The sequence below is a fragment of the Nocardia sp. N2S4-5 genome, assembly GCF_044628355.1.
In the GTDB taxonomy this organism is placed as follows: Bacteria; Actinomycetota; Actinomycetes; order Mycobacteriales; family Mycobacteriaceae; genus Nocardia; species Nocardia wallacei_B.
The window spans coordinates 4,891,314-4,902,786 of sequence record NZ_JBIUPM010000001.1 but is presented as its reverse complement, the minus strand read 5'-3'; the positions used below and the strand labels follow the sequence as shown (position 1 = coordinate 4,902,786).

10 protein-coding genes and 2 tRNA genes are annotated in these 11,473 nt (G+C 67.2%); 9 read left to right on the top strand and 3 right to left on the bottom strand.

What is annotated here, in order from left to right; genetic code table 11:
- The 8 genes from ACFMRZ_RS22430 (at position 1) to ACFMRZ_RS22395 (ending at position 9,307) form a co-directional block, all read left to right on the top strand.
- Positions 1-849 (top strand): aspartyl/asparaginyl beta-hydroxylase domain-containing protein, encoded by an 849-nt coding sequence (locus ACFMRZ_RS22430; RefSeq protein WP_400180623.1) that lies wholly within the window; start codon positions 1-3, stop codon positions 847-849.
- 49 nt (positions 850-898) lie between these two features.
- The gene (locus tag ACFMRZ_RS22425) at positions 899-1,465 is read left to right on the top strand and encodes a DUF721 family protein (RefSeq protein WP_400180622.1); all 567 of its coding nucleotides are present in this window, start codon (positions 899-901) and stop codon (positions 1,463-1,465) included.
- Between the two features lie 395 nt (positions 1,466-1,860).
- Positions 1,861-3,912, top strand: a complete 2,052-nt coding sequence (gene gyrB / locus ACFMRZ_RS22420) for a DNA topoisomerase (ATP-hydrolyzing) subunit B (RefSeq protein WP_400180621.1) — start codon at positions 1,861-1,863, stop codon at positions 3,910-3,912.
- Positions 3,913-3,986: 74 nt separating this feature from the next.
- Positions 3,987-6,497, top strand: coding sequence for a DNA gyrase subunit A (gene gyrA, locus ACFMRZ_RS22415; RefSeq protein WP_400180620.1), 2,511 nt, complete (start codon positions 3,987-3,989; stop codon positions 6,495-6,497).
- Positions 6,498-6,554: 57 nt separating this feature from the next.
- Complete coding sequence (locus tag ACFMRZ_RS22410) at positions 6,555-7,493, top strand: DUF3566 domain-containing protein (RefSeq protein WP_280271691.1); 939 nt, start codon at positions 6,555-6,557, stop codon at positions 7,491-7,493.
- 147 nt (positions 7,494-7,640) lie between these two features.
- Positions 7,641-7,714, top strand: a tRNA-Ile gene (locus tag ACFMRZ_RS22405).
- 39 nt (positions 7,715-7,753) lie between these two features.
- A tRNA-Ala gene (locus ACFMRZ_RS22400) sits at positions 7,754-7,826 on the top strand.
- Positions 7,827-8,104: 278 nt separating this feature from the next.
- Complete coding sequence (locus ACFMRZ_RS22395) at positions 8,105-9,307, top strand: IS110 family transposase (RefSeq protein WP_400177378.1); 1,203 nt, start codon at positions 8,105-8,107, stop codon at positions 9,305-9,307.
- Positions 9,308-9,350: 43 nt separating this feature from the next.
- On the opposite strand, the gene ACFMRZ_RS22390 is transcribed toward ACFMRZ_RS22395, so the two are convergent.
- Positions 9,351-9,701 carry a hypothetical protein gene (locus ACFMRZ_RS22390; RefSeq protein WP_400180619.1) on the bottom strand — a complete coding sequence of 117 codons (351 nt, stop codon included), beginning with the start codon at positions 9,699-9,701 and terminating at the stop codon, positions 9,351-9,353.
- Positions 9,702-9,885: 184 nt separating this feature from the next.
- Here ACFMRZ_RS22390 and ACFMRZ_RS22385 point away from each other — a divergent pair, with 184 nt between their 5' ends.
- Positions 9,886-9,993 carry a DLW-39 family protein gene (locus ACFMRZ_RS22385; protein ID WP_280271692.1) on the top strand — a complete coding sequence of 36 codons (108 nt, stop codon included), beginning with the start codon at positions 9,886-9,888 and terminating at the stop codon, positions 9,991-9,993.
- Between the two features lie 39 nt (positions 9,994-10,032).
- On the opposite strand, the gene ACFMRZ_RS22380 is transcribed toward ACFMRZ_RS22385, so the two are convergent.
- Positions 10,033-10,836, bottom strand: a complete 804-nt coding sequence (locus ACFMRZ_RS22380) for a transglutaminase family protein (protein ID WP_400180618.1) — start codon at positions 10,834-10,836, stop codon at positions 10,033-10,035.
- Between the two features lie 70 nt (positions 10,837-10,906).
- The gene (locus ACFMRZ_RS22375) at positions 10,907-11,473 is read right to left on the bottom strand and encodes a TetR/AcrR family transcriptional regulator (RefSeq protein WP_400180617.1); all 567 of its coding nucleotides are present in this window, start codon (positions 11,471-11,473) and stop codon (positions 10,907-10,909) included.

Sequence of the window (11,473 nt, the reverse complement as noted above, 5' to 3'; positions counted from 1 at the left end):
ATGCAACCGTGGGTTCTGAGTGGTCCGGAACAGTTGAAGAGCTGGTCCGACCGATACGACGTGGATCGAGCCGACCTCGCCCGGCTGTGGCAGGGGCTCGAGATAACAGCCTGCGGTGAGATCCCGCGGCACGTGCCCGCCGGGCAACTTCCGACCGTCTATGTTCCGGGACTGTCGGCTGTTCCCTGGTGGGAACGCGAGGCGTTTCCCTGGCTGTCCGGACTGGAGAGCGCCGCGCCGGCGATTACCGCGGAGTTCGAGGCGCTGGGCGGTGTGGCGGGAGCCGGTACCGTGCGATCACCCTCGACGGGTTCGGTCGACCGGGGCAGTTGGTCGGCCAGATATCTCTACAACGTCGGCCGTCCCCAGGCCCGGCACCTTCGTTCGTGCCCCCGGACCGTCGCGGCGCTCGGCCCGATCCCGGGTGCACTGGGCTGCGGCATGTGTTATTTCTCCATCGCTGGTCCGCAGACGCACATCACCGCGCACACCGGATATACGAACGCGCATCTCAGATGTCATCTGAGCCTGGTCGTGCCGCCCGGCTGTGCGATCCGCGTCGGCCGGGAGGTGCGGGAGTGGGAAGAACGCACGGCATTCGTGTTCGACGATTCATTCGAGCACGAGGTCTGGAACAACAGTGACTCCGCGCGGGCCGTCCTACTCTTCGATATCTGGCATCCTGACCTCACCGCGATCGAACGAGCCGCGCTCGGACACCTGATGGATGTCTGGCGACGCCAGATCTACCGGACCTACTGGGCCGGTGCGCTGGCCGGGTCGACGGCCGCGACGATGTCACGTGACACCAGCCGTGGACGCGCCCGGCACTCTGTCCCGAACGGATAGCCTTTCCCGCGAAGGAAGTACCGAACAGGACGAGTGAAGGGAGCCCCCGATGGCGGATGGTGCCGACCGCGACGCCGCGCCCGCCGGTGAACCGGAGGGTGAGCTGCACGGAGTCGATCTGGCCCGCCGGGCGCTCGAGGAGGCGCGAGCCGCCGCGCGGGCGAGCGGCAAGGCGGTCGGTCAGGGGCGCGCGTCGCCGCGCAAAGGCGGTGTCCGGGCGCTGCGCCGCCGCTCGGGATGGTCGGGGGCCGGGCCCGATCAGCGCGATCCGCAGCCGCTGTCCGCGCTGGCGGGCGCGCTGGCCAAGAGCCGCGGCTGGTCCGCCAAGGTCGCCGAGGGCATGGTGTTCGGGCGCTGGGCGAGCGTGGTCGGCGAGGACGTGGCCGCGCACGCGAACCCGGTATCGCTCACCGACGGCGTCTTGAGCATCCAGGCGGAATCCACCGCCTGGGCGACTCAGCTACGCATGCTGCAGGCCCAGATCCTGGCGAAGATCTCCGCGGCTGTCGGGCCGGGTGCGGTCACGTCGCTGAAGATCAGCGGACCGGCGGCGCCGAGCTGGCGAAAGGGTGAACGGCACATCAAGGGTCGAGGCCCGCGCGATACCTACGGGTGAGGTTTCACGTGGAACCAGTTCGGCCAGCGCGGTTTTCGTCGTCCGGCACGGCGATCGCCGGAAGATCGCCAGCACGTTTCCGCAAACTTCGTACCGCGCCACTCGTCGAGCCGCTGAGGCCCACCGGAGCGGTGAAACCTATAACCGGACTCGGCGGCGATCGATTTCACGCACTCACGACGCTCTCAGGGGTGTCATAGGTGCATCCTGGGCCGGGTGTACCAGTAGGATGGTGGAGTAACTAGCGGCGATACCTTCGGCGCGTTCCGGGCAAGCCCGCGCGAAGATCCGTAATTCTCGAGCAGTTCGTGGTCTCGAGTAGATGTCTATCGGGTCTCGCGTGTGCTGTCCGACGCTGTGCCGAGGGATCAGCAAGTAAGGAGAGCTACCGAGCAGTGGCTGCCAACGACTCCAACGCAAGCGGCTCTACCAGGGCGAAAGCGGGCAATCAGGACTACGGTGCCTCCAACATCACGGTCCTCGAGGGCCTCGAGGCGGTTCGCAAGCGTCCCGGTATGTACATCGGCTCCACGGGTGAGCGCGGTCTGCACCACCTCGCCTGGGAGGTAGTGGACAACTCGGTCGACGAGGCGATGGCCGGCTACGCCACGCGAGTGGACGTCACTCTGCTGGCCGATGGCGGCGTCGAGGTGCGCGACGACGGCCGCGGTATTCCGGTGGAGATGCACGAGCAGGGCATCCCGACCGTCGAGGTCGTCATGACCCAGCTGCACGCCGGCGGCAAGTTCGACTCCGACGCCTACGCGGTGTCCGGTGGTCTGCACGGCGTGGGTCTGTCGGTGGTGAACGCGCTGTCCACCCGGTTCGAGATGGAGATCGACCGCGACGGCCACCAGTGGAGCCAGGAGTACAAGGACGCCAAGCCCGGCAAGCTGATCCAGGGCCCGCCCACCAAGCGGACGGGTACCACGCAGCGGTTCTGGCCGGACCCGGACATCTTCGAGACGACGACCTTCAACTTCGAGACGGTGGCGCGACGGCTCCAGGAGATGGCCTTCCTCAACAAGGGCCTCACCATCACGCTGACCGACCAGCGGGTCAGCGACTCCGAGGTCACCGAGGAGATTGTCAGCGATACCGCCGACGCTCCCAAGCTCAACGCGGAGGTGGCCGCCGAGCAGGCCACCCACAAGGTGAAGACCCGGACGTACTACTACCCCGGCGGGCTCGAGGACTTCGTCAAGCACATCAACCGCACCAAGCAGCCCATCCACAACACGGTCGTCTCGTTCACCGGCAAGGGCACCGGCCACGAACTCGAGGTGGCCATGCAGTGGAACTCGGGCTACTCCGAGTCTGTGCACACCTTCGCCAACACCATCAACACGCATGAGGGCGGCACCCACGAGGAGGGCTTCCGCGCGGCGCTCACCTCGGTGGTGAACAAGTACGCCAAGGACAAGAAGCTCATCAAGGACAAGGACGGCAACCTCACGGGTGACGACATCCGCGAGGGCCTGGCCGCCATCGTGAGCGTGAAGGTCTCCGACCCGCAGTTCGAGGGCCAGACCAAGACCAAGCTCGGCAACACCGAGGTCAAGTCGTTCGTGCAGCGCGCCTGCAACGAGCACCTGGCGCACTGGCTGGAGGCCAACCCGGCCGACGCGAAGACGATCGTGCAGAAGGCGGTGTCCTCGGCGCAGGCCCGGATGGCCGCGCGCAAGGCACGGGAGCTGGTGCGCCGCAAGAGCGCGACCGATCTGGGCGGGCTGCCCGGCAAGCTGGCCGACTGCCGCTCGAAGGATCCGCGCCTGTCGGAGATCTACATCGTCGAGGGTGACTCCGCCGGCGGCTCGGCCAAGTCCGGCCGCGACTCGATGTACCAGGCGATCCTGCCGATCCGAGGCAAGATCATCAACGTCGAGAAGTCGCGCATCGACAAGGTCCTCAAGAACAACGAGGTCCAGTCGATCATCACGGCCTTCGGCACCGGTATCCACGACGAGTTCGACCTCTCGAAGCTGCGGTACCACAAGGTCATCCTGATGGCCGACGCCGACGTGGACGGCCAGCACATCACCACGCTGCTGCTGACGCTGCTGTTCCGGTTCATGCGCCCGCTGGTCGAGCAAGGGCACGTCTACCTGTCCTGCCCGCCGCTGTACAAGCTGAAGTGGCAGCGCAGCGAGCCCGAGTTCGCGTACTCCGACCGGGAACGTGACGCGTTGATGGAGCAGGGCCTGGCCGCCGGGAAGAAGATCAACAAGGACGACGGCGTGCAGCGCTACAAGGGTCTCGGTGAGATGAACCCGAAGGAGCTGTGGGAGACCACGATGGATCCGGCCACCCGGCTGTTGCGCCTGGTGACGCTGGACGACGCGGCCGCCGCGGACGAGCTGTTCAGCATCCTGATGGGTGAGGACGTCGAGGCCCGGCGCAGTTTCATCACCCGTAACGCCAAGGACGTCCGCTTCCTCGATCTGTAGGCCCCGCCGCCGTCCCGGTCCGCCGGGACGGCGAATGACGTGCGCCCGCAAAGACTTCCAACGGAGACGATTCCATGACCGAGACCACCCTGCCCCCCGAAGGCGGCGACCGCATCGAACCGGTCGACATCCAGCAGGAGATGCAGAACAGCTACATCGATTACGCGATGAGCGTGATCGTGGGCCGCGCGCTGCCCGAGGTGCGCGACGGCCTCAAGCCGGTGCACCGCCGGATCCTGTACGCGATGCACGACAACGGCTACCGCCCCGACCGCGGTTACGTGAAGTCGGCGCGCCCGGTCGCCGAAACCATGGGTAACTACCACCCGCACGGCGACTCGGCGATCTACGACACCCTGGTCCGCATGGCGCAGCCGTGGTCGATGCGCTACCCGCTCATCGATCCCCAGGGCAACTTCGGCTCGCGCGGCAACGACGGCCCGGCCGCCATGCGCTACACCGAGTGCCGGCTCACCCCGCTGGCCATGGAGATGCTGCGGGAGATCGACGAGGAGACCGTCGACTTCACGCCGAACTACGACGGCCGCTCGATGGAGCCGGTGGTTCTCCCCAGCCGTGTCCCCAACCTGTTGATCAATGGTTCAGGTGGCATCGCGGTCGGTATGGCCACCAACATCCCGCCGCACAACCTGCGCGAGGTGGCCGAGGCGATCTACTGGGCGCTGGACAATCACGAGGCCGACGAGGAGTCCACGCTCGCGGCGTGCATGGAGTTCGTCAAGGGCCCGGACTTCCCGACCAGCGGCCTGATCGTCGGCGGCCAGGGCATCCAGGACGCCTACAAGACCGGGCGCGGCTCGATCCGCATGCGCGGCGTGGTGGAGATCGAGGAGGACAACCGCGGTCGCACCACCATCGTCATCACCGAGTTGCCGTACCAGGTCAACACCGACAACTTCGTGAACTCGATCGCGGAGCAGGTGAAGGACGGCAAGATCGCGGGCATCTCCGATGTCCACGACGAGTCCTCCGACCGCGCGGGCCTGCGCATCGTGGTCACGGTCAAGCGCGACGCGGTCGCCAAGGTCGTGCTGAACAACCTGTACAAGCACACCCAGCTGCAGACCAGCTTCGGCGCCAACATGCTGTCCATCGTCGACGGTGTGCCGCGCACCCTGCGGCTGGATCAGATGATCCGGTTCTACGTCGCCCATCAACTGGACGTCATCATCCGGCGCACCCGCTACCGGCTGCGCAAGGCCGAGGAGCGCGCCCACATCCTGCGCGGTCTGGTCAAGGCGCTCGACGCGTTGGACGAGGTGATCGCTCTGATCCGGCGCTCGGCCGACACCGAGACCGCGCGCACGGGCCTGATGCAGCTGCTCGACATCGACGAGATCCAGGCGACCGCGATCCTGGACATGCAGTTGCGCCGGCTGTCCGCCCTGGAACGCCAGAAGATCGTCGACGAACTGACCAAGATCGAGGCCGAGATCGCCGACCTCAAGGACATTCTCGAGAAGCCCGAGCGGCAGCGCGCGATCGTCCGCGACGAGCTGAAGGAGATCGTCGACAAGCACGGTGACGACCGGCGCACCCGGATCATCGCCGCCGACGGCGATGTCAACGACGAGGACCTGATCGCCCGCGAGGACGTGGTCGTCACCATCACCGAGACCGGCTACGCCAAGCGCACCAAGACCGACCTGTACCGCAGCCAGAAGCGCGGCGGCAAGGGCGTGATGGGCGCCGGCCTCAAGCAGGACGACCTGGTCAAGCACTTCTTCGTCACCTCGACCCACGACTGGCTGCTGTTCTTCACCAACCTCGGCCGGGTGTACCGGGTCAAGGCCTACGAGCTGCCCGAGGCCAGCCGCATCGCGCGCGGCCAGCACGTGGCCAACCTGCTGGCCTTCCAGCCGGAGGAGAAGATCGCCCAGGTCATCCAGATCAAGACCTACGAGGACGCGCCCTACCTGGTGCTCGCGACCAAGAACGGCCTGGTCAAGAAGTCGAAGCTGACCGATTTCGACTCCAACCGCAGCGGCGGCATCGTCGCGGTGAATCTGCGCGACCGCGACGAATTGGTCGGCGCCGCACTGTGTTCGGCCGACGACGACCTGCTGCTGGTGTCGGCGCACGGCCAGTCGATCCGCTTCGCCGCCAACGACGAGGTGCTGCGCCCGATGGGCCGCGCCACCTCCGGCGTGCAGGGCATGCGCTTCAACACCGACGACTGGCTGCTGTCGCTGAACGTGGTCCGCGACGACACGTATCTGCTGGTGGCGACGTCGGGCGGCTATGCCAAGCGCACGGCGATCGAGGAGTACACGGCGCAGGGCCGCGGCGGTAAAGGCGTATTGACCATCCAGTACGACCCGAAACGTGGCACCCTGGTGGGCGCGCTCATTGTCGACGACGATGACGAGATCTACGCCATCACATCCGGCGGCGGTGTCATCCGGACGGCGGCCAACCAGGTGCGGCGGGCCGGCCGACAGACCAAGGGCGTGCGATTGATGAACCTCGGCGAGGGCGATACGTTGCTTGCCATAGCCCGAAACGCCGATGAGCCCGATCAGGTTTCCAGTGAAGAGGAGGCCGACGGTCTTGACAAGCAGTAGGTTCGGTTAGCAGTTAGTTTTTACAGGCAGCGGCACGAAGGATCTAAGGAATCCCAATTGACCACTCCGAATCAGCCGAACGACGAGCGGCACCACGCCAACGGTGTGACCGAGCGAATCGCGCCGTCCCCGATTCCGCCGCGGCCGATTCCGCGGCCGGGGTCGACGGGAGACAACGGTTCGGGTGGCGCACCCGAACGGTCCGACCAGCAGGCCGAGGCGGGTAAGTCGCAGGCGTCCGCCGAGGGCGGTGATGCCTCGCGGTTCGAGGATGGCTGGTCGCAGCTGCCACAGCGGGAACCGCAGTCGAATCTGCACCGGCCGGGTCAGCCTCCGGTGGCGGGGCGGCCGCCGACGGCCCCGGTCGGGCTCGGCGGCGGTCTCACCAACGCCCGCACCACGGCCGACCTGGCGGCCAAGGCGGCCCGCAAGGAGGCCGCCATGGTGAAGTCGGTCGGCATCGACGGGCCGACGCGCAGCATCTCCCGACCGGAACTGGTCAAGGACATGCCGGACCTGTCGGAGCTGCGGCATCCGCTACCGCCGAACCAGGCCGCACCGGTCGGCGCGCATCCGCAGCCCGTCGCGGTGTCGCCCGCGGTGCCCGCCGCGGTGGCCGCGGCCGCGGGCGGTGATCCACTGCGTGCGACCGTGCAGATCCGCCACATCGACCCGTGGTCGACACTGAAGATCTCGTTGGTGATCAGCGTGTCGATGTTCTTCGTGTGGATGCTGGCGGTCGGCTTCCTGTACATCGTGCTGTCCGGCATGGGTGTGTGGGACCGCCTGAACAGCAGCTTCACCGACATCATGTCGAACGGCAGCTCGTCGTCCTCGGCTCTGATCGACGCCGGCACGGTGTTCGGCTACGCCGCGGTGATCGGCTTGATCAACGTGGTGCTGCTGACGGCCCTGTCCACGGTCGGGGTATTCATCTACAACCAGTGCACGGACCTGGTGGGCGGCGTTCAGGTCACCCTCGCCGATCCGGACTAGATCCGTCCCGCGAACGGCCGGTGCCCACTCGGGCGCCGGCCGTTTCCGTTCCCGGCCTCCAGCCCTCCTACCAGCCGTTTTGGTTGTTGCAGGCCGATTCGGGTAGTCTTTGCTCTCGGTTCGGAGACACGGTCCGAGAGCCGATACGGGTCTATAGCTCAGGCGGTTAGAGCGCTTCGCTGATAACGAAGAGGTCGGAGGTTCAAGTCCTCCTAGACCCACTTCCCGGACATCGCGGTCGGGTGGAATTCGAGAACCCAGGGGCCATAGCTCAATTGGCAGAGCACTGCCTTTGCAAGGCAGGGGTTAGGGGTTCGATTCCCCTTGGCTCCACCTTTCGACTCCGCAAGTCATCGACTTGCGGAGTCTTGTTTTCCTTACCTTTCTTCGTAGGTGGCCGAGCCCGCATCCAGTGGGTGTCGAATCACCTGGGAGTGGCGGGTATGGCTTTCATGTTTTTGCTGAGGTTCATGGCCGAGGAGGATTGGCCGCCCGCCGCTCCACGACGACCCGACTGCTGATTGAGAAACGCGAACCGATCGCTGTGTAAGGACACGACAGCGTGGTCGTCGGCCATCCGAACAACCAGTGCGAACCTGATGGAGGTGGTTGTGCCGCAACAACTGTGGGTGGGAATCGACGCGGGAAAGACGGCGCATCACTGCGTGGTGATCGACACCGACGGCACACGACGGTTCTCGCGGCGGGTCGGCAACGACGAGACCGAGCTGACCGGGTTGATCGACCAGGTCACGACACTGGCCGACGGCGCGGACCCGACGTGGGCGATCGACCTCAACCACGGCGGCGCGGCCCTGTTGATCACGTTGCTGCTGACTCGGGACCAGCGGCTGCTCTACATCCCCGGCCGGGTCGTGCACCACGCCGCCGGCAGCTACCGGGGCAACGGCAAGACCGACGCCAAGGACGCCGCGATCATCGCCGACCAAGCCCGCATGCGCCGTGACCTGCAACCGTTGCGTGCCGGTGACGAGATCGCGGTCGAGCTGCGCATCCTCACCGCGCACCGCACCGACCTGTCGTGCGACCGAACCCGGGCGATCAACCGGCTGCGCGCTGCTCTGGGCGAGTATTTCCCCGCGCTGGAACGCGCTTTCGACTACAGCAAGTCCCGCGCCGCGCTCATCCTGCTCACCGGCTACAACACCCCCGACGGACTGCGTGGGCTCGGCCGTGACGCACTGACGCAGTGGCTGCGAGACCACAAGGCCCGCAACGCAGCCACGGTCGCGGCCACCGCTGTCGCCGCTGCCGATGCCCAGCACACGCGAGTGCCCGGACAGCAGGTCGCCGCGGCCATGGTGGCGCGGCTGGCGAAGGAGGTGATGCGGCTCGATGACGAGATCGGTGACACCGAAACCGTGATCGAGCAGCGATTTCGCCGCCACCGCCACGCCCGGATCATCCTGAGCATGCCCGGCTTCGGGATCCTGCTCGGCGCGGAGTTCCTCGCCGCCACCGGCGGCGACATGGCCGTGTTCGCCAGCGCCGACCGGCTCGCCGGCGTCGCCGGCCTGGCACCAGTGCCCCGCGATTCCGGGCAGGTCAGCGGCAACCTCAAACGCCCCCGCCGCTACGACCGCCGCCTGCTGCGCGCATGCTTCCTGGCCGCCATGGTCGCCACCCGGCACGACCCAGCCTCGCGCGCCTACTACAACCGGAAGAAGACCGAAGGCAAACGCCACGTCCAAGCCGTGCTCGCACTGGCCCGCCGACGCCTCAACGTGCTGTGGGCAATGCTGCGAACCGGAACCCTCTACCAAGCCCCCGCACCGGCGACAGCCACCGCCTGACCACATCAGCGGTCCCCACACCACTTCGAGTCACTTGACAACTTCATTGAGAATCCTCCTCCGTTAGGTGGTGGCGAGGTGGAGGTGGGTTTCTATATCGGTGGGGGATCCGGTGTAGGCCCGACATGATCGGGCGACCGTAGGCGTCCTGGCAGCGCACCGCCGCGGCGTTCAACCCCACGTCCAGCACACCGTGCGCGACGCCGAACAGCACCGCGGCAAGTCCCGCGGTATTCAGTCCGGCGGATTCCTGGACGGCCGGAATCCGCGTACCCCAGACGGCCATCACGACGCCTAGTCCGGCGAAGTAACCCGTCAACAAAACACGACCGCGCGCTGAGGCGTCGGGTAATTCTCGCGCGCGGTCCGAGACCTGCGCGACGGTGCTGATCATGAGTGCTCCATCGAAGGGGAATGACGAATTACGCCTCCCCGCTACGAAGGAGGCGCACGAATGGAGGGGAATCGAAGGGAACGTTGCGTGGGTCAGAGGCGCCGAGTTGCCCGAATGTGTTGAGCCGCAGCATCGCTGACTCCGCGAGGGTGGCGATTCGACGGCTTCCAGTAGGCTGGGCGCCATGAAACTTCTCCTCACATTCGGTGTCGTGATCGCGGTTGTCGTCGCTGTCAGCAAGTTCCGCCAGCGCAACGATTCGGATACGTGGCACGAGGTGACGACCCGCTAGGTCGTCCGGGGCGCTCAGGCTCCACTGCCGCCCGGCCGGTCAGGCGATCGCGACCGGCCGGGCGTGGTCGTCGAGGGGGAGTGGGCCGTCGACGACGGCGTTCACCGACAGTTCGGTGACCGTGATCGCGCCGCCGTGGTTGTCCAGGAAGGCGACGTCGGAGGCATCGCGGCCGGTGGCGATGCGGACCAGACCGGCGCGCGGGGCGAGGTAGGACGGGTCGTGGGCCCACCAGGCGCCGTCCACGTAAGCCTCTGCGACGCAATGGAAGTCCATCGGGACGCAGCCCGGCGCGTAGACCGAGGCGACCCGGGCGGGCACGCCGATCGCCCGCAGTAGCGCGACGACCAGGTGGGCGTAATCGCGGCAGACGCCCCGGCCGGACAGCAGGGTGTGCACCGCGCCGTCGCTGGGACTGCTGCTGCCCGCGACGTAGCGAACGCGGCGGCCCACCCACTCGGCGACCCGGCGGGGAACATCCGGATCGCCTGCGCCGTAACCGAATTCGGTGGCCGCGTAGGCGAGCAGCCGGTCGGACTCGGCGAATCGGCTCGGTCGCAGATATACCGCGCGGTCGTAGTCGGACCCGGGTTCGGGGTGGGCGGACCCCCATACCGACGCGTGGTAGCGCGCCCGCAAAGTGCCTGTGGGCGAATCGAATACGTGGATGCGGGTGCCGTGCGGACCGTGCACCTCGCGGGCGTCGATGTGCTCGCCGTCGAGCGTGAATTCGAGCGTCTCGCTCAGTTCGACACCGGGTTGCCGCGCGACCGCGATCTGGAATTCCACCGCGGTGGGCGCATGCACTTCGACGTCCAGACGAGCGGAGACGTCGCGTTTCATCGCTCCATTGTGAGCCCGCTCGGTCCCCGGTGCGCGCGCCGACCGGCGGGCGTGTCCGACTCCTCGGCGCTCACCCGCTGCCGAGGGCGGCGAGGACCGTGTCGACGCTCTGCTCGGCCAGGCGCTCGGTGAGCGGCAGGTGACCGAACAGGACGCGGTAGTACAGGGGAGCGGCCAGCGCGTCGAGAACGAAATCCAGATCCGTGTCCGGGTCGACCTCGCCCCGGGCGATCGCGGAACGCAGTGCGGCGGCGGTGGTTTCGCGGCGCGGATCGAAGACCCGCCGGCGGAACTCCGCGGCCAGCTCCGGGTCGGATGCCAGATCGGCGACGAGGGCCGGAAGCGCGCGGCCCAGGGCGGTCCCGGCCAGCGCCCGGACCAGCGTCGACATTCCCGTGACGAGATCGCTTCGGAGATCGCCGGTGTCGGGCGTCGGCGTGACGCCGAGCTGCCGGGCCACGGCCTCGACCACGAGGTGACGCTTCGACGGCCAGCGCCGGTACACCGCCGGACGGTGCACCCCGGCCCGGGTCGCCACCGCGCCCATCGTGAATTCCCGGTACCCGACCGCACCGAGCAGCTCGACCGTCGCGGTGAGGATCGCGTCGTCGATGCGGGTGTTTCGGGTCCGGACCAT